Raw genomic sequence first — 17,769 nt, forward strand, 5'->3', positions numbered from 1 at the left:
TTGTTAAAGATTGTTAAAGAGCGTTGACTTGCGAAGCGTTGCTTCGCTCGGTCAGGGCTGAGTATATTACTCGCCTTGCCGATGAAGTCAAGAAGAAATTTTATCTTTTTGTTGATGCCAACCGGCGAAAACAAAACCTCTTTTTGACTCCCCTAACGCGTTGTCGGCGTTAAGTAGGTGGGCTATCTTAATCATTTAAAAACTGACGTCAAGCGTTTATTTTTAAATGATTTTTTGCCCCGACATGGCCGCTGAGCGCTTGCCCTGTGTGCCGTGTCGATGGAGGCGCATTATAGAGAAGTTGCTCACCTTGGCAAGAGGGAAAAGCGACTTTTTTTAGAAAAAGCCGCCGTTCGGTCAAACAATCAGCGTTATGGCCTAAAAGCGGGCAAATTGCTCGCTGAATTCCGCCACTTTACGCCAATCCGTGTATTCCACTTCCTTGGTGGTGTCCGTTTCCCCACCCGTAATATGCATGATAAAGCGAATCATCACTCGATCTAACCATTTATAGCGTGGGTAGTAGAGTGCGCCCGCAAACACACCATGCAGTTCAGGGGTCCACGGTGACTTCTCGATAAACTTACGGCTATAAGCGCTGGTCTCTGGTGTGTCTTTGCCCGGTTTACGCGCAGTAAGATTGACACTAAAGAATGCAGCTTTCGCCACTTTGAGCTGATCAACATGCGTATTGATAAATTGGTACAGCTTTTTATTAAAGTGGCCATATCGGATAGACGCGCCAATCAGCACGCGATCATAATGACTGAGATCGACCTGAGGAAGCTGATGAATATCCTTTATCTCACACTCTGCCGACTCACCCAGCTGCTTCTCGATAAAATGCAGGATCTTCTTGGTCTGCCCTTCTCGGCTAGAGTGCAGTAGTAAGACCTTTTGCGTTGCATCCTGTTGCGCGCTCATGTTCTCTCCTTCCCCATTCGGCTAGCTGCGCCAGAATGTGGGCGTAAATAAAACCAATAACGTGAATATCTCTAAACGGCCAAAAAGCATCGCGAGGATCAATACCCATTTGGCCGTATCATTAATATCACCAAAGTGAGCGGCCACTTCTCCGAGTCCCGGTCCTAAGTTATTGAGGGTCGCAGCAACCGCAGAAAAAGCGGTTAATTCTTCAATCCCCGTCGAAATTAAGGCCAACATGCAAATGACAAAGACCAGCGCGTAAGCCGAGAAAAAGCCCCATACAGCATCGACCACTTGTTGCCTTAGCGCTTTATTTCCGACTTTAATGGTATAGACCGCACGAGGGTGCACTAACCGTTTTAGCTCCCGTGTCCCTTGCAGAGAGAGCAGCAGAATACGGATCACCTTCATCCCGCCACCAGTTGAGCCAGCACAGCCACCAATAAACGATGAAAACAAGAGTAAGACTGGAAGGAACAACGGCCAATGGGCGAACGTCGTCGTAGTATAGCCAGCAGTGGTCGAGATAGAGACAGACTGAAACAAGGCTTGGGTTAATGTCTCTGTCGGACCGTCGTACACTTGGTGCCCGCTTAGCATGGTAAAGACCACCAGCCATAATAAGAACTGAATCACCAAAAAGGCGCGAAACTCAGGGTCACGGAGATAAAACTTAATGTTCAGGCCATTATTGGCAAACGCGGCAAAGTGCAACGAGAAATTACATGCAGAGATGAGCAGAAAGACAACCGTGATCAGGTTGATGGCGGTGCTATCAAAATGTCCAATACTGGCATCATGGGTCGAAAAGCCCCCAATCGCTACAGTCGAAAAACTGTGCCCAATTGCATCAAAGGCTGACATACCGGCTAGCCAATAGGCCAACGCACAGCTCACGGTCAAGGTCAGATAGATGTACCAAAGCACCTTGGCTGTCTCGGCTATTCGCGGTGTCATCTTGGTATCTTTGACAGGACCAGGGATTTCCGCGCGATAAAGCTGCATTCCCCCGATACCGAGCACAGGCAGAATCGCCACCGCTAACACAATGATCCCCATGCCGCCGAGCCATTGTAGTAATTGACGATAAAATAAAATCGCTTTGGGAAGCTCATCCAACCCCACAATCACGGTTGCACCCGTTGTGGTTAAGCCTGAAAAAGATTCAAAAAAGGCTTCGCTGACGGAAAGATCGGGTTGCTCCGAGAGTATCAAGGGTACCGCGCCCGCGCTGCCAATTACCGTCCAAAACAAGACCACAATCAAAAAGCCGTCACGCGCTTTTAACTCATGTTTATTGCGACGGTTTGGAAACCACAGCAACCCACCGCCGGCAAGCAACAGAAAGAAGGTCAGTACAAAAGGATAACCTGCACCGTCTCGATATATAAACGCGACCAGCGCTGGTGCGAGCATGGTTATGCTAAACAGGGCCAGTAATAAGCCGACGATGCGGGTGATGGAACGAAATTGCATAGCCTGACGTGGCCCTCTTATCGGCGACAGTATTTAACTGACGTCTCGTCGTTACACGTAAAGCAGGCTAGGTGCCTGACGTTGATTCATTTTCCAGCGGAGACACATGGGCCTGACCGCGGGTCTGGTTTTTTAATGCTTCTAGAAAATCTGAGACAAATCGCGCGTCAATGCGCACAGTTAATCGCACATTATGACTGAATTCTGCATCAAGCTGAACGCCATGGTATTGCTTGAGTAAGGATTCAATTGTATCAATGTGAGCATATTCACAGCTTAAGACATAAGGAACCGTGACAGCGATTTCTCGCGTTTCCATCATCATCAACGCTTGTTGCACACTACTTCCGTATGCTTTCACCAAGCCACCGGTACCCAGCTTTACCCCACCGAAGTATCGCACCACCACCGCACAAATTTCACCGACATTCGCACCGGAAAGCTGCGCGAGCATGGGCTTACCCGCCGTCCCGGCAGGTTCACCATCATCGCCACATCCCCACTGTACGGAGGATTCAGGCCGACCCGCGACGAATGCCCAACAGTGATGACGTGCATCTGGATAGGTCTCACGGATAGATTGAATAAATTGTTTGGCGTCTTCTTCTCCTTGCGTATGAGCAAGGTAGGTAATGAAGCGACTTTTCTTTATCTCCTGCTCACAGCGGACTGTTTGAGCAGGAACCCGATAGGGAGTGATGGACATACACAGCTCGACCCAATACTTTTCCCCGCCAGTCTACCATAGCCCATCAGAGAATAACGCAGTGTAAAGCTTCTACTCACACCACATATTTTAAACATTCGTTTAACTTTTGGTTGTCATTTCTTATAACAATGATCCACACTAGGTCGCATCTGGTCTAACCAGAACACTCTTCAACCAGGATGGTACTGCCAACGTGGAGAACGACCATGATCTACCAAGGAGATAACCTTTCAGTTCGTGCATTGGATAACGGCATTGCAGAACTGACGCTGGACAGCCAAGGTTCTGTCAACAAACTGGATCTTGCAACGCTAGAAAGCTTAAACGAAGCGCTGGAAGCGCTTGCGGGCCAAGACATTAAAGGCTTACTACTCACCTCAGCCAAATCAGCCTTTATTGTAGGCGCGGATATCACAGAATTTCTCGGCCTGTTTGCCAAGCCAGATCAGGAGTTGTCTGACTGGGTGGCACGTGCCAACGCTATTTTTAACCGCTTGGAAGACCTACCTTTCCCAACGATTAGTGCCATTAATGGCCATGCTCTTGGCGGTGGTTGTGAGTGCGTACTCGCCACTGACTTACGCGTGGCGAGCACTGACGCCCGTATCGGTCTACCCGAAACCAAACTCGGTATTATGCCGGGCTTTGGAGGGACCGTTCGTTTGCCACGTCTTGTCGGCGCAGATACCGCAATGGAGCTGATTACCGCAGGAAAAGACAAGCGCGCCAGTGCTGCGCTGAAAGAAGGACTGGTCGACGCGGTGGTAGAGAGCGACAAACTGCGTGATGCCGCAATAGCCATGCTTACTCAAGCCATTGAAGGCAAGATTGATTGGCAAACCCGCCGCCATCAAAAACAACAACCTTTAGCCCTTAATCGCACCGAAGCGGCGATGAGCTTTACCATGGCCAAAGGCATGGTCGCTCAGGTTGCTGGTAAGCATTACCCCGCTCCGATGGCGGCCGTTAAGGCGATTGAAGAAGCCGCAAGCCTTGGACGTGATGAGGCGCTTGAGGTTGAGAACCGTTACTTTGTTAAATTGGCCAAGACTGACGTTGCCAAAGCCCTTGTGGGGATTTTCCTCAATGACCAAGTCATTAAGGGCAATGCGAAGAAAGCAGCCAAACAAGGCAAAGATACGCAGCGTGGAGCTGTGCTCGGCGCAGGCATCATGGGCGGCGGTATCGCGTATCAATCCGCGCTGAAAGGCGTGCCGGTAATGATGAAAGACATCGCGCCTCAGTCATTGGAGCTGGGCATGACGGAAGCGACCAAGTTGTTGAATAAGCAACTTAGCCGCGGTCGCATTGATGGCTTTAAAATGGGCCAGGTGCTGTCGTCAATCACCCCAAGCCTCCACTATGCGGGCATTGAGCACAGCGATGTCGTGGTCGAGGCTGTGGTCGAGAACCCGAAAATCAAAGCGAGCGTACTCAAAGAAGTGGAAGCGCTAGTCAGTGACGATACGGTGATTGCCTCTAATACCTCCACCATTCCAATTAACACCCTCGCCAAGTCTTTGGCCCGCCCAGAAAACTTCTGTGGCATGCACTTCTTTAACCCGGTTCATCGCATGCCATTAGTGGAAGTGATTCGTGGCGAGAAAACCTCTGATGAAACTATCGCGCGCGTGGTGACTTATGCCGCCAAGATGGGTAAATCGCCCGTGGTCGTCAACGACTGCCCTGGCTTTTTCGTCAACCGCGTATTGTTCCCCTACTTCCATGCCTTTAGCCTTCTTCTTCGTGACGGTGTGGATTTCCAACGCATCGATAAGATTATGGAGAAGCAATTTGGCTGGCCAATGGGCCCTGCCTACTTGCTCGACGTGGTTGGTATCGATACCGCGCACCACGCGCAAGCGGTGATGGCAGAAGGCTTCCCTGATCGCATGAGTAAATCAGGTCGGGATGCTATTGATGTGATGTTTGAGGCCGAGCGCTTTGGTCAGAAAAATGGCAAAGGCTTCTATCGCTACACCACAGACAAAAAAGGCAAGCCGAAAAAAGAAGCCGATGAAGCAGTCCCTGCGTTGCTCGCCCCCGTGATTGAAGGTGGTCAAGCAGAGATCAGTGACGAGGATATTATCGCTCGTATGATGGTGCCGATGATCAACGAAGTCGCCCGCTGCTTGGAAGAAAACATCATTGCCTCTCCGGCAGAAGCAGACATTGCTTTGGTTTACGGTATCGGCTTCCCTCCATTCCGAGGCGGTGCCTTCCGCTACGTGGATACCTTGGGTGTCGAAAACTATGTCGCCATGGCAGAAAAGTTTGCGGATCTCGGTGCCTTGTATCACGTCCCCGCTGATATGAAACGTCGAGCTGGCGACAAACAGGCTTATTTTGATGTTACACCGGTCAACGCACCGCAATCAGCCTAAGTTTAAGGAGAGAACAATGAACAATGTAGTGATCGTTGACTGTATCCGTACCCCCATGGGCCGTTCGAAAGGCGGTGTATTTCGCAACGTCCGCGCTGAAGATCTATCCGCGCATCTGATGAAATCTCTGCTGGCACGCAACCCTGCGGTAGAAAGCACCAGCATCGAAGACATCTACTGGGGCTGTGTACAGCAAACGCTCGAGCAAGGTTTTAATATTGCCCGTAATGCGGCACTCCTTGCTGGCATTCCGCATAGCGTGGGTGCAACCACCGTAAACCGCCTGTGTGGCTCGTCGATGCAGGCTCTCCATGACGCCGCCCGTGCCATTATGGTTGGCGATGGCGATACCTTTTTAATTGGTGGTGTGGAGCACATGGGCCATGTTCCCATGAACCATGGCGTCGACTTCCACCCAGGGCTGTCAAAATCCGTCGCCAAAGCCGCCGGTATGATGGGACTGACCGCAGAAATGCTTGGCCGTATGCACGGCATTAGCCGTGAAATGCAAGATGAGTTTGCGGCGCGCTCCCATGCCCGTGCGCACGCCGCTACCGTTGAAGGCCGCTTTAAAGACGAGATCGCGCCGATTGAAGGCCACGATGCCGATGGCCTGCTCACCTTGGTGGAAAATGATGAAGTGATTCGTCCAGAGACCACCGTAGAGAGCCTCGCCGGTTTGCGTCCCGCCTTTGATCCGGCAAACGGCACAGTGACAGCAGGTACTTCATCGGCCCTTTCCGATGGTGCGGCAGCAATGCTAGTGATGAGCGAAGAAAAAGCCAAAGCGCTAGGCCTGCCAATTCGTGCTCGCATCCGCGCGATGGGCGTTGCAGGTTGTGACCCATCCATCATGGGCTATGGCCCGGTCCCAGCGACCAAAAAAGCGCTCAAACGTGCGGGCCTAAGCATCGATGACATTGACTTGGTCGAACTGAATGAGGCATTTGCTGCCCAGTCTTTGCCTTGTGTGAAAGATCTCGGCCTGATGGATAAAATGGATGAAAAGGTTAACCTCAATGGAGGTGCCATTGCGTTAGGACATCCATTAGGGTGTTCAGGCGCACGCATCTCGACCACCTTGTTACATCAAATGGAGCGTCAAGATGCGACAATAGGCTTGGCAACCATGTGTATTGGCTTAGGCCAAGGGATTGCCACCGTGTTCGAGCGCGTGTAATGCCTTCCTTGTGACCATGAAAGAGCGGTGTTTACCGCTCTTTTTTTTAGGTTGCGTCTAACGGCGTTCAATCGCATAGTGATTGATGTAACGCAAGTGGTTGCTTATTCGCACGGCCTAGTATGGCCGCTCACTTATTCCAACCGGGAGAATGCCATGTTTAACGCGCTTGTCCTCGAACAACACGAAAAACAAACCCTCGCGAAGATCACCTCACTCGATGACGATTTGCTGCCTGATGGTAATGTCACCATCAATGTTGATTTCAGCTCCCTCAATTATAAAGACGGCCTAGCCATCACCGGCAAAGGTAAGATTGTTCGCCAATTCCCCATGGTGCCGGGGATAGACTTTGCGGGCACGGTTGCCGATAGCCAGCATCCTGACTATATGCCCGGAGACAAAGTAGTACTGACTGGCTGGGGCGTCGGAGAGTCACACTGGGGTGGCATGGCCGAGAAAGCGCGTGTTAATGGCGACTGGCTCGTTCCCCTCCCTGAGGGCCTCACTGAGCAACAGGCAATGATGGTAGGTACCGCTGGGTTTACCGCCATGTTATGTGTGCAAGCCTTAATCGATGGCGGCGTAAAACCTGAAGATGGCCCTGTGTTAGTCACCGGCGCGAGTGGCGGCGTTGGCTCTGTCGCGGTCACCTTATTGCATGCTTTGGGCTATCGCGTCAGTGCAGTCACAGGCCGACTTGAAGCCAACCAAGCGTGGCTTAAACAACTAGGCGCTGACGACGTGCTACCGCGTGAGTCCTTTAGCGCACCCGGTCGCCCGCTAGACAAGCAACAGTGGGCTGGCGCAATTGATACCGTAGGCAGTCAAATGCTTGCCAATGTCCTCTCACAAATCCAGTACGGGGGGACGGTCGCCGCATGCGGCCTTGCCGGCGGTTTTGATTTACCCGCAACTGTGATGCCGTTTATTTTGCGCAATGTGCGATTGCAAGGTGTTGACTCCGTTTCTTGCCCGAAAGCGCAACGTCAAGCTGCGTGGCAGTCACTTACCAAGCTACTCCCAGCCAGTTACTTTGAACAGGCATGCCACACTATCACACTGGCGCAAACCCCAGAATATGCGGATAAAATTATTCAGGGCGAGGTGAAAGGCCGCGTGGTTATTGATATTGCTCACCAAGGCTAATTCACGCAACAAGGCCAATCTTTGTTACAGGTTGGCCTTTTTTTGGCGACGTACAGACAAAAAAAATCCCGCTCCGAAAGCGGGGAAGCCCAAGAAAACTGGGAGTGAGTGTAGCTGTTGAGTGAGTTAGCCTAGTCAAGCTGCGAACGTGATGTCGAAGTGGCTAAGGTTTCCACCAATAGCCCCAGCGCTGCAGCGCAAATTGCTAGTGTTGCCAAGAGAGCGTGCTCATGACTTTGCGTTAATTCCCAAAAAGCGAGTCCGCTCAGCCCTGTGTAAGCAGCGATACGATGTCCATAAGCTAAGCCTAATTTGCCCGTTTGTGCTTTTCTCATGACCTCGCCTTTCGTTAACGACTTGTTAATTAATCTACACATTCTTTTTACAAACACAACCCTATTTGAATAATTCCTCGCCATAAGTATGATCAGACCGACATTTTTCGAGGTATTTAACATGACTGCCCCTTTTGACCATGCCGATCTCCAACTTGATGCCATAGGCCTACGTTGCCCCGAGCCCGTAATGATGGTGCGTAAGCGTATCCGCCATATGGATGACGGTCAGACCTTACTGATCACCGCGGATGATCCCTCCACGACACGGGATATCCCGAGTTTTTGTCGCTTTATGGACCATACCTTGGTCGCAGCCCAAACAGAGACCGTGCCGTTTCAATTTTTGATCAAAAAAGGGCTGGCATAACGCCAACCCTTACTCATTCATCATTGTCCTGCGCTAACTCAGTAGATACCAGGTATCAAGGACAGCCAACGCCGCAAACATGGCTGCGGCGAGCGCCCGTACCACCGCAAATGGCACATGGCGCTGAATCTTATCCCCGGCTAAAACCACGGGAACATTGGCTAACAGCATCCCAATGGTAGAACCAATCACCACAATCCACAGTGCATCATTAAACTGTGCCCCCAGTGCCGTGGTCGCCAATTGGGTTTTATCCCCTATTTCAGCGACAAAAAAGGCGGTAAAACTGGCCCAAAATGCACTCTTTCCCTGTATGCCTTCATCCTCAAGCTTATCTGGGATCAGCATCCATACCGCCATCACACTAAAGCTGATGATCAAAATAGTATGTAATACGGTATCGGTCAGAATATCGGCCGCAACCACCCCGAGCCAGGCGGCAATGGCGTGATTCACTAACGTCGCCACTAAAATGGCAAAAATAATCACCGCGGGCTTACGAAAACGTGTCGCTAACGCCAGCGATAGTAGTTGGGTTTTATCCCCGATTTCCGCCAAGGTGACGGTGGAGATAGAAATAGCAAGAACGCTCATGACATTGCTCATCTGGGGCAGGGCTTATTATGATTCAACCACGACAACACACACGCCCCACCCCGGTTCGTGCGATTGTCGTTGGTCTCGTCAAGCCCAGAGCACCTAATGGCAGGCTTGCAATCACCATGAAGATTTTGCTTCAACTATGTTGATGATTGCCCCACTGACTGTGCAGTGGTCGACTACTCCCCAAGACGGCGCTAGTGTACGATTTGAACAATCGCTTGGCAACTTCTATTCCTCCTCCCTCTGTACGCAGAAAATAAGCGAATCAAAGGCGCACAAAAATCCGCCAGCCCCCTACTGCTTGAGCGCGCTGCGAGTTATAATTGCCAGCTATTTTCTCCATTCATCAACTCGCGCGAACCTGACAATGCATAAATTCGATATCAAAACCTTTCAGGGTATGATCCTCGCGCTGCAGGATTATTGGGCCCAGCAAGGCTGTACCATTGTTCAGCCGCTAGACATGGAAGTGGGTGCAGGTACCTCCCACCCAATGACATGCTTGCGTGCACTTGGTCCAGAGCCCATTGCAGCGGCTTACGTTCAACCTTCTCGTCGTCCTACCGATGGGCGTTATGGCGAGAACCCGAACCGTCTGCAGCACTACTACCAGTTTCAAACCATCCTGAAACCGTCACCCGATAACATTCAAGAGCTGTATTTGGGCTCGCTGCGTGTGCTGGGTATTGATCCAGAAGTCCACGACATTCGCTTTGTGGAAGATAACTGGGAAAACCCAACGCTTGGCGCTTGGGGCCTAGGCTGGGAAGTCTGGCTGAACGGGATGGAGATCACCCAGTTTACCTACTTCCAACAAGTCGGCGGGCTGGAATGTAAGCCGGTCACTGGTGAGATTACCTACGGTATCGAACGTCTGGCGATGTACATTCAAGAAGTCGATTCTGTGTATGATCTTGTTTGGACCGATGGCCCATTTGGCAAAGTGACCTACGGCGATATTTTCCACCAAAACGAAGTGGAGCAATCGACCTACAACTTTGAACACGCTGATGTTGATTTTCTGTTCCGCTACTTTGATCAGTGCGAAGCCGAAAGTACCAAGCTACTGGATCTCGAGCAGCCGCTCCCTTTGCCTGCTTACGAACAGATCCTAAAAGCCGGTCATGCGTTCAACCTGCTGGATGCGCGTAAAGCCATCTCAGTGACTGAACGTCAACGCTATATTCTGCGCATTCGCACACTGACTAAACGTGTCGCCGAAGCCTACTACGCATCTCGCGAAGCGCTGGGCTTCCCGATGTGCCGACACACCAAATAAGGGAGCATCATGGCAACGCAAAATTTCCTGATTGAGCTCGGCACTGAAGAGCTACCACCCACAGCCTTGCGCACCTTGGCTGAAGCTTTTGCCAGCCAATTCGACGCACAATTGAAAGACGCTGATCTGAGCCACCAAGGGATTACTTGGTACGCCTCCCCGCGTCGCTTAGCACTTAAAGTTGCGGCGTTGAGCGATCGCCAGCCAGATAAAGTGGTTGAGAAACGCGGACCTGCGGTCAGCGCCGCCTTTGACGCAGATGGCAACCCCACCAAAGCGGCCATGGGTTGGGCGCGCGGTAACGGGATTGACGTGAGCGAGGCCGAGCGCCTAAAAACCGATAAAGGTGAATGGTTGCTGTATCGTCAACACGTACCCGGTCAAGCCATCGACGCCTTATTGCCGGTACTGGCCGATAACGCCCTGATCAAACTGCCTATTCCTAAACCCATGCGCTGGGGTGACAAAGACACCCAGTTTATCCGCCCAGTGAAAACCTTGGTGATGCTGTATGGGGACACCTTGATTGAAGGCACCATCCTTGGCGTGGCGTCCAATCGCGTGATTCGCGGTCACCGCTTTATGGGTGAATCGAGCTTAACGCTGGATCATGCTGACCAGTACCCAGAGCGCCTCGAGCGTGAAGGTAAGGTCATGGCCGATTATGAAAAGCGTAAGGCATTGATTATTAAAGATGCCAAAGCAGCATCTACCGCGGTTGGTGGGATGGCTGAGCTGGATGAAGACTTGGTTGAAGAAGTCACTTCACTGGTGGAGTGGCCAGTGGTACTGACTGCCTCTTTTGAGGACAAGTTCCTTAAAGTGCCATCAGAAGCGCTGGTGTACACCATGAAAGGCGACCAAAAGTACTTCCCTGTCTATGACGCTAACGGCGAGCTACTGCCTAAGTTCATCTTCGTATCTAACATTGAATCGAAAGATCCGGCGCAGGTTATCTCAGGGAATGAAAAAGTCGTGCGTCCTCGCCTCGCGGATGCGGAGTTCTTCTTTGATACTGACCGCAAGCGCCCATTGATTGATCGCCTGCCAGAGCTAGATAGCGCGGTATTCCAAAAGCAATTGGGTACCATCAAAGATAAAACCGATCGCATTACTGCACTCGCAGGACAAATTGCAGAGCGTATCGGTGCCGACAAGGCACACACTGAGCGCGCAGGCCAACTGGCTAAGTGTGATCTCATGACCTCGATGGTGTTTGAGTTCACCGAAACCCAAGGCGTGATGGGCATGCACTATGCGCGTCATGATGGCGAGCCCGAAGCCGTAGCGCTGGCGCTAAATGAGCAATACTGGCCGCGCTTTGCCGGTGATAAGCTACCTACGACGCCGGTCTCCTCAGCACTCGCGATGGCTGACAAAATGGATACCATCGTGGGCATCTTTGGGATTGGTCAAGCACCTAAAGGCAGCGACCCCTTCGCCCTGCGTCGTGCCGCGTTAGGCGTTCTGCGTATTATCGTCGAGAACGGCTATCAGCTTGATCTTGTCGACCTCATCCGCGATGCCAAGGCTCAGTACGATGACCGTCTGACTCACAAAGAGGTAGAGGCGGATGTCCTCGACTTTATGCTAGGTCGTTTCCGCGCTTGGTACCAAGATATGGGCTATAGCGTGGATATCATCCAAGCGGTATTGGCACGTCGTCCAACTAAGCCTGCTGACTTTGACAGCCGCGTAAAAGCGGTGTCGCACTTCCGCAGTCTTGAAGAAGCCGAAGCGCTTGCCGCGGCCAATAAGCGTGTAGGTAATATCTTGGCCAAGTATGACGGCGAGCTCCCTAGCAGCGTCGATGCTAGCTTGCTACAAGAAGACGCTGAAAAAGCATTGGCGGACGTAGTGGCAGAGAAAGTCGCTGCGGTTAAACCTTTATTTGCTGACAGCGATTATCAAGGCGCGTTGACCGAGCTGGCGCAATTGCGCACACCGGTTGATACCTTCTTTGATAACGTGATGGTCATGGCAGATGATCCTGCACTGAAAGCCAACCGTTTGGCGATGCTTCACCTTATCCGTGAGCAATTCCTCAACGTGGCAGATATCTCTGTTCTACAGAAGTAATTATCAGCAATACACGACTCAGCCCCGCTATGACGCGGGGCTTTTTTATTGAATTAAGGTGTATCTACTCTTAACGCCTTACCCGTGATTGTCTCTCCCTATCCAATCCATCGCATGATTGTCGAAGCGTCCTGATGGTTTCACGTGGAACAATCAGCGCCTAAATCACTGCTGCAATGGTTCGGTCAAGGTGTACCGATAACGTAACAAGCCCGTCAATCGCACGCCCTATTGATTATCCGATAACGAGCTCTCGATACTTTCTTTTGCACAATAGATTGTTGTATGTTGATGGCTGTTTAACCATAACAACAAACACCGAACCTTGAAGGCAGTAACCATGGAAGTCACTCACTTTGGCGAGAAGCTCGCTAACCACTCAGGCATCACGCAACTAATGGACGATCTGAATGATGGCTTACGTAACCCAGACGCCATTATGTTGGGTGGCGGCAACCCTGCAGCCATCCCAGAAATGCTCGAGTATTTTAAAACGCTTAGCCAGTCAATGTTGGAAGATGGCAGTCTATTACATGCCATGACCAACTATGATGGTCCCCAAGGTAAATCAGCATTGCTCAATGCCCTCGCCGAGCTTCTCAATAAGACCTATGGGTGGCAGCTTTCCAGTAAAAACATCATGCTCACCAACGGTAGTCAAAGTGCGTTCTTTTATCTGTTTAACCTTTTAGCGGGACGTTATTCAGACGGCAGCCATAAAAAGATTTTACTCCCCTTGGCGCCTGAATATATTGGCTATGGCGATGCAGGGATCAGCGACGATATCTTTGTTAGCTATCAACCTGACATTGAATTATTGGATAACCGCCAATTTAAATATCATGTCGACTTTAGTCGCTTAACCATTGATGACAGCATTGGTGCTATCTGTGCCTCTCGGCCGACCAACCCAACCGGTAATGTGCTCACTGATAGCGAGATCCAGCAGCTTGATAAACTCGCGCGCGAGCATAACATTCCATTGATTATCGATAACGCCTACGGTACGCCGTTCCCTGATATTATCTTTGAAGATGTTGCCCCATTTTGGAACGACAATACTATTCTTTGCTCTAGCCTCAGCAAGCTAGGGTTACCCGGGGTGCGTTGCGGGATCGTGATCGCCAACGAAGATGTCATCCAAGCCATGTCAAATATCAACGGCATCGTTAGCCTATCGCCAAACAGTGTCGGACCGGCAATGGCGCTGGCGATGATTGAACGAGGTGACTTGTTGCGATTAAGCAAAGAGGTCGTTCGTCCTTTCTACCAACAAAAGTCGCAGCGCACATTAAAGATGGTGCTGGAGACCATTAACGATGAGCGAGTTCGTGTTCATAAGCCAGAAGGAGCTATCTTCCTTTGGCTCTGGTTTAACGATCTCCCAATCTCCACCCAAGAGTTATATAAACGCTTAAAGGCCCGCGGTGTACTTGTTGTCCCCGGAGAGTATTTCTTTATTGGTGTGGAGCACGAAGGCTGGGATCATGCTAAACAATGTATTCGCATGAACTATGTCCAAGAAGATGATGCCATGCAACAAGGTATAAAAGTGATTGCCGAAGAAGTCGCGCGCGCCTACAATGAAGGATAACTGCTGGTTTCACGTGGAACATAGGTACACGCATGTTCCACGTGAAACCTCTTATTACGCCTCTTGTCAACGCTAAAACGCTCTATACTATTTCCCTTCTCGCCGCTATCTAACCTGCCCATTTTTGCTAATTGCTGAAAGACGACTTTGCCCTTCATCAGCCCAAGCCCTGACTATTGGTTGTTCAACCTACAGAACGAATCCGCACGTTATATATCAAAATGCCGTTAACAGGCACATCGTTTAGTTTAGTTTGGTTTGGTTTGGTTTGGTTTGGTTTGGTTTGGTAAATGATATTGAATCGTTCGTAAAGATAATCCAAAGGTTCCACGTGAAACCTATCGCCTTAGTCTGTGCAACTCAGATTCTTTTTCACGGCTCCACCACGCGCTTTTTAAACACAGTCCATAATAGTAGGTTCAACCCGCAGCACCATTAGCGAGCGATAACCGCCCACAAGTACAGGTAAAGGGAACGTGTCTATAAAGCGAAGATGTAAAGCAGGCTTGCGAATCGGAACACCACAATTCGCTAGCTACAAAAAGGGCAGCCATGCTGCCCTCTCCTTATTCGTATCGTTTTGACTGACACTTACTCAACGTTTTCGAGTAAACGGCTACCAATTTCGATGCGACGAGGTTTTTCCTCTTCAGGCACCTCACGCACTAAATCAATATGAAGCATGCCGTTTTCCATTTCCGCCCCCGTCACTTTAATGTGATCGTCGAGGTGGAACTTGCGTTCGAAATCACGCTCAGCAATACCCTGATACAAGAACTTCGTATCTTGATTACGGCTGTGTTTTTTACCTGCAACTGTGAGGCTGTTTTTTTGCTGAGTAATGTCTACTTCGTCTTGGCTAAAGCCAGCGACCGCCATGGTAATTCGGTATTGGTTCTCTTTGCCTTGCTCAATGTTGTAAGGAGGAAAACCACCTGCGTTTGACGCATTCGTGTTTTCAACCAGATCAAACAAACGGTCAAAGCCAATTGCGGTACGATAGAGTGGAGAGAAATCAAAGTTACGCATAATCTTATCCTTCCTATGAAGCAATAAAATGTTATCTACGGCTTTCCAACTTGGACAAGCCCCCGGGCGACCCAATGGCATCGCCTCATTACTCTATATAAGGTTGCGTGATTTGATTTCAAGTCTCATCGAGCGATTTTTTATCATCGCCAGACGTGTCTCCGTTCTATCCAACCATACAGGTACATTCAAATATCTCTAACCGCTTTAATAAACTACGGCTCTGGATGATGGCATACCGCTTCAATGTTATTGCCGTCTGGGTCAATAAGAAATGCCCCAAAGTAATGGTTGTGATACATAGGCCTCAGACCTGGCTTACCATTATCTATTCCCCCAGCCTCCATTCCAGCATCGTAAAACGCCTCCACTGTCGCTCTTGTTGGTGCTGAAAATGCTATATGACGAGGGGTATAGGGAGTCTGGGTTTCTATCACCCAAAAGATGGGCCGATCGCTTGGTCCAAAAGCACACATCCGCTGAGTCGGAAAGTCAGTATTCCATTCTGCAACAAACTCCATTTGGATCGCATAGCCGAGCGCTTCAAACACCGAACGATAGAACTCTTTAGTCGCCGAGAAATTCGTTGCGTAAGTACTTAGATGGTCAATCATAGTTGCTCCTTATTGGGATAGCGGCATGCTTAATCAATAGGTGCGACACGCACTAAATGCCCATCAGGATCTTGAATCACGAAGGTTCGGCCAAACACATCATTATAAGGAGATTGAACAACATTGATGGTGAGGTTGTTCGACCATTGGTCAAAAACGGCATCAACGTCATCATTGGTAGGCACCATAATGCCAATTTCGCTCAGTCGCGTGATTGATGGCGAGGGCTGCTCGCCGCCGGTCCACAACGCGAACAAAGCATCGCCCTGCTCAGAGGCAGAAAAGGCGACGTATCTTGGGCTGGTAAATACCGGCTCACACTGAAACAGTTGCTGATAGAAACTCACGGAACGGTCAATATCAGACACATAAACCAGTTGGAGATTAGCACGCGTTTTTATAGACATCAGGCTTCCTATCACTTTGTCGTTACGGAGCTATTGAGTCTACTTACTCATAAAAACACTGGATATAAAAGGCTCTTCACCGGATGTGGTGGAAAGTGTTTCTTTTCAAGTTTTCCGATTAATTGGACAATGAGGAAACACTCTGCACTTGAGCCCTGAATCAGATGAAAGATACAGCACTCTATCAAGCGATCCTTGGACTGACTCCGCCATGGACTGTCGACTCTGTCCAGGTGGCCAGCGTATTACCGTGACCANCGAACGAAAACCAACGAAAACCCACACACGGCTTGATACACTCATCTGCAAATCTGCCAATACGATGGCGTGTTAGGTGCCGACAACTGATCGGCGGTAGCATGGCTAACCACTGGATGTTTGAGGCTCTTCACCGGATGTGGTGGAAAGTGTTTCTTTTCAAGTTTTCCGATTAATTGGACAATGAGGAAACACTCTGCACTTGAGCCCTGAATCAGATGAAAGATACAGCACTCTATCAAGCGATCCTTGGACTGACTCCGCCATGGACTGTCGACTCTGTCCAGGTGGATAAAAAGAGCCAGCGTATTACCGTGACCATCATGTACGAAAGTCCTTCAGGCGTTGCTTGTCCAACATGYTCGAAAGYGGTAAGAAAGCATGACTCTCGAAAGCGGATATGGCGTCATTTGGATACATGYCAATACGAAACATATCTTGAGGCCCAAGTTCCACGTGCTGACTGTCCAAAGCACGGGGTTCAGACCATTTCTGTTCCTTGGGCATCTCCTRGTAGTCGCTATACCGAACTCTTCGAGACAAAGATTATTGAAACACTTCAGTTCACTTCTCTTCACTCTGTATCTAAAGCCTTTCGACTGAGTTGGGGAGCCATTGATCGGATAATGAAAARGGCTGTTTCACGAGGGCTCGCCCGGCAGGGAAAACGCATGAAGATCCGCGGCATGCCTGGGCTAGCGATTTAATGACTTAATTGTCAATTAAGGATGAAAATCGTGCGTTGAACCATGTTTATTAATTAAAATGAGTGAAAATAAAGGATCAATTTGTTGATCATTTTCAGTGCGATTTAATGGTCTCCTAACGTAAAAATGACAGAAGATAANAATTGAATCAAATTGAATCAATGCACTGGCAACTTGATGTTGGATTAAAAGAAGATGCTTGCCGAATAAGAGTCGATGACCGAGCGGAAGTTTTTGCACGAATAAGGCAAATGGTTCTGAATTTATTAAAGCAAGAGAAGAGTTTCAAAGCCGGTATTCAACGCAAGCGAATGATGTGCGCGATGAACCAAGAGTATCTGGCGACCGTGCTGGGAAGCCTTTCGTGACGCGGATGTTCATGCGTTTTCCGTGGGGAAAACGCATGAAGATCCGCGGCATGCCTGGGCTAGCGATTTAATGACTTAATTGTCAATTAAGGATGRAAATCGTGCGTTGAACCATGTTTATTAATTAAAATGAGTGAAAATAAAGGATCAATTTGTTGATCATTTTCAGTGCGATTTAATGGTCTCCTAACGTTTAGGAGATTAAAAATGACAGAAGATAAAAGTCCATTTATGCATTTCGTTTCCATTAGAGACATTCGTCAAGAAGGTAAAGTTGAACATACGTTATCAGATATTATTT

General features: G+C 49.6%; 16 protein-coding genes and 1 pseudogene. 9 read left to right on the forward strand and 8 right to left on the reverse strand.

Features of this window, described 5'->3' with window-relative positions:
• Positions 1-378: 378 nt before the first annotated feature.
• From hemG to BZJ18_RS15275, 3 genes are all read right to left on the reverse strand, one after another.
• Complete coding sequence (hemG, locus tag BZJ18_RS15265) at positions 379-924, reverse strand: menaquinone-dependent protoporphyrinogen IX dehydrogenase (protein ID WP_077458043.1); 546 nt, start codon at positions 922-924, stop codon at positions 379-381.
• A 21-nt stretch (positions 925-945) separates the two neighbouring features.
• Positions 946-2,403 (reverse strand): TrkH family potassium uptake protein, encoded by a 1,458-nt coding sequence (locus BZJ18_RS15270; protein WP_077458045.1) that lies wholly within the window; start codon positions 2,401-2,403, stop codon positions 946-948.
• Positions 2,404-2,470: 67 nt separating this feature from the next.
• On the reverse strand, positions 2,471-3,109 hold the full coding sequence (locus BZJ18_RS15275) for a YigZ family protein (RefSeq protein ID WP_077458047.1): 639 nt from the start codon (positions 3,107-3,109) through the stop codon (positions 2,471-2,473).
• Between the two features lie 209 nt (positions 3,110-3,318).
• Between BZJ18_RS15275 and fadB the strand changes: the two genes are divergently transcribed.
• The 3 genes from fadB to acuI all read left to right on the forward strand — a co-directional run bounded on the left by fadB (position 3,319) and on the right by acuI (position 7,825).
• Complete coding sequence (fadB, locus tag BZJ18_RS15280; RefSeq protein ID WP_077458049.1) at positions 3,319-5,496, forward strand: fatty acid oxidation complex subunit alpha FadB; 2,178 nt, start codon at positions 3,319-3,321, stop codon at positions 5,494-5,496.
• Positions 5,497-5,512: 16 nt separating this feature from the next.
• Positions 5,513-6,676, forward strand: coding sequence for an acetyl-CoA C-acyltransferase FadA (gene fadA, locus BZJ18_RS15285; protein WP_077458051.1), 1,164 nt, complete (start codon positions 5,513-5,515; stop codon positions 6,674-6,676).
• A gap of 156 nt (positions 6,677-6,832) precedes the next feature.
• Complete coding sequence (gene acuI / locus BZJ18_RS15290; protein WP_077458053.1) at positions 6,833-7,825, forward strand: acrylyl-CoA reductase (NADPH); 993 nt, start codon at positions 6,833-6,835, stop codon at positions 7,823-7,825.
• A gap of 131 nt (positions 7,826-7,956) precedes the next feature.
• Here acuI and BZJ18_RS15295 read toward each other — a convergent pair whose 3' ends face one another.
• On the reverse strand, positions 7,957-8,283 hold the full coding sequence (locus BZJ18_RS15295) for a hypothetical protein (RefSeq protein WP_077458055.1): 327 nt from the start codon (positions 8,281-8,283) through the stop codon (positions 7,957-7,959).
• Between BZJ18_RS15295 and tusA the strand changes: the two genes are divergently transcribed.
• Positions 8,282-8,530, forward strand: a complete 249-nt coding sequence (gene tusA / locus BZJ18_RS15300) for a sulfurtransferase TusA (protein ID WP_069586522.1) — start codon at positions 8,282-8,284, stop codon at positions 8,528-8,530. The two genes, BZJ18_RS15295 and tusA, sit on opposite strands and share 2 nt — an antisense overlap.
• A gap of 33 nt (positions 8,531-8,563) precedes the next feature.
• Here tusA and BZJ18_RS15305 read toward each other — a convergent pair whose 3' ends face one another.
• Positions 8,564-9,124: a TMEM165/GDT1 family protein gene (locus BZJ18_RS15305; RefSeq protein ID WP_077458057.1), complete on the reverse strand. Its 561-nt coding sequence runs from the start codon at positions 9,122-9,124 to the stop codon at positions 8,564-8,566.
• Between the two features lie 376 nt (positions 9,125-9,500).
• Here BZJ18_RS15305 and glyQ point away from each other — a divergent pair, with 376 nt between their 5' ends.
• From glyQ to BZJ18_RS15320, 3 genes are all read left to right on the forward strand, one after another.
• Complete coding sequence (gene glyQ / locus BZJ18_RS15310; RefSeq protein WP_046074837.1) at positions 9,501-10,412, forward strand: glycine--tRNA ligase subunit alpha; 912 nt, start codon at positions 9,501-9,503, stop codon at positions 10,410-10,412.
• A 9-nt stretch (positions 10,413-10,421) separates the two neighbouring features.
• Positions 10,422-12,491: a glycine--tRNA ligase subunit beta gene (gene glyS, locus BZJ18_RS15315; protein ID WP_077458059.1), complete on the forward strand. Its 2,070-nt coding sequence runs from the start codon at positions 10,422-10,424 to the stop codon at positions 12,489-12,491.
• A 340-nt stretch (positions 12,492-12,831) separates the two neighbouring features.
• Complete coding sequence (locus BZJ18_RS15320; protein WP_077458061.1) at positions 12,832-14,085, forward strand: valine--pyruvate transaminase; 1,254 nt, start codon at positions 12,832-12,834, stop codon at positions 14,083-14,085.
• A gap of 591 nt (positions 14,086-14,676) precedes the next feature.
• Here the strand turns inward: BZJ18_RS15320 and BZJ18_RS15325 are convergent.
• From BZJ18_RS15325 to BZJ18_RS15335, 3 genes are all read right to left on the reverse strand, one after another.
• On the reverse strand, positions 14,677-15,114 hold the full coding sequence (locus tag BZJ18_RS15325; RefSeq protein WP_077458063.1) for an Hsp20 family protein: 438 nt from the start codon (positions 15,112-15,114) through the stop codon (positions 14,677-14,679).
• 215 nt (positions 15,115-15,329) lie between these two features.
• A complete protein-coding gene (locus tag BZJ18_RS15330) occupies positions 15,330-15,728 on the reverse strand; it encodes a VOC family protein (protein WP_077458065.1) in 399 nt (132 codons plus the stop codon).
• A 29-nt stretch (positions 15,729-15,757) separates the two neighbouring features.
• A complete protein-coding gene (locus tag BZJ18_RS15335) occupies positions 15,758-16,135 on the reverse strand; it encodes a VOC family protein (RefSeq protein WP_077458067.1) in 378 nt (125 codons plus the stop codon).
• Positions 16,136-16,716: 581 nt separating this feature from the next.
• Here BZJ18_RS15335 and BZJ18_RS17800 point away from each other — a divergent pair.
• The gene (locus BZJ18_RS17800; RefSeq protein ID WP_443216518.1) at positions 16,717-17,100 is read left to right on the forward strand and encodes a transposase family protein; all 384 of its coding nucleotides are present in this window, start codon (positions 16,717-16,719) and stop codon (positions 17,098-17,100) included.
• A 149-nt stretch (positions 17,101-17,249) separates the two neighbouring features.
• Positions 17,250-17,468, forward strand: a pseudogene (locus tag BZJ18_RS15345) (transposase); the annotation flags it as partial.
• Positions 17,469-17,769: the final 301 nt, after the last annotated feature.

The organism is Salinivibrio sp. IB872, from assembly GCF_001995345.1.
Classification (GTDB): Bacteria; Pseudomonadota; Gammaproteobacteria; order Enterobacterales; family Vibrionaceae; genus Salinivibrio; species Salinivibrio proteolyticus.

What these genes read in the sequence shown, in the direction of transcription:
- hemG (WP_077458043.1), bottom strand. Translation starts at nt 924, where the DNA reads ATGAGCGCGCAACAGGATGCAACGCAAAAGGTCTTACTACTGCACTCT.
- BZJ18_RS15270 (WP_077458045.1), bottom strand. Translation starts at nt 2,403, where the DNA reads ATGCAATTTCGTTCCATCACCCGCATCGTCGGCTTATTACTGGCCCTG.
- BZJ18_RS15275 (WP_077458047.1), bottom strand. Translation starts at nt 3,109, where the DNA reads ATGTCCATCACTCCCTATCGGGTTCCTGCTCAAACAGTCCGCTGTGAG.
- fadB (WP_077458049.1), top strand. Translation starts at nt 3,319, where the DNA reads ATGATCTACCAAGGAGATAACCTTTCAGTTCGTGCATTGGATAACGGC.
- fadA (WP_077458051.1), top strand. Translation starts at nt 5,513, where the DNA reads ATGAACAATGTAGTGATCGTTGACTGTATCCGTACCCCCATGGGCCGT.
- acuI (WP_077458053.1), top strand. Translation starts at nt 6,833, where the DNA reads ATGTTTAACGCGCTTGTCCTCGAACAACACGAAAAACAAACCCTCGCG.
- tusA (WP_069586522.1), top strand. Translation starts at nt 8,282, where the DNA reads ATGACTGCCCCTTTTGACCATGCCGATCTCCAACTTGATGCCATAGGC.
- BZJ18_RS15295 (WP_077458055.1), bottom strand. Translation starts at nt 8,283, where the DNA reads ATGTTAAATACCTCGAAAAATGTCGGTCTGATCATACTTATGGCGAGG.
- BZJ18_RS15305 (WP_077458057.1), bottom strand. Translation starts at nt 9,124, where the DNA reads ATGAGCGTTCTTGCTATTTCTATCTCCACCGTCACCTTGGCGGAAATC.
- glyQ (WP_046074837.1), top strand. Translation starts at nt 9,501, where the DNA reads ATGCATAAATTCGATATCAAAACCTTTCAGGGTATGATCCTCGCGCTG.
- glyS (WP_077458059.1), top strand. Translation starts at nt 10,422, where the DNA reads ATGGCAACGCAAAATTTCCTGATTGAGCTCGGCACTGAAGAGCTACCA.
- BZJ18_RS15320 (WP_077458061.1), top strand. Translation starts at nt 12,832, where the DNA reads ATGGAAGTCACTCACTTTGGCGAGAAGCTCGCTAACCACTCAGGCATC.
- BZJ18_RS15325 (WP_077458063.1), bottom strand. Translation starts at nt 15,114, where the DNA reads ATGCGTAACTTTGATTTCTCTCCACTCTATCGTACCGCAATTGGCTTT.
- BZJ18_RS15330 (WP_077458065.1), bottom strand. Translation starts at nt 15,728, where the DNA reads ATGATTGACCATCTAAGTACTTACGCAACGAATTTCTCGGCGACTAAA.
- BZJ18_RS15335 (WP_077458067.1), bottom strand. Translation starts at nt 16,135, where the DNA reads ATGTCTATAAAAACGCGTGCTAATCTCCAACTGGTTTATGTGTCTGAT.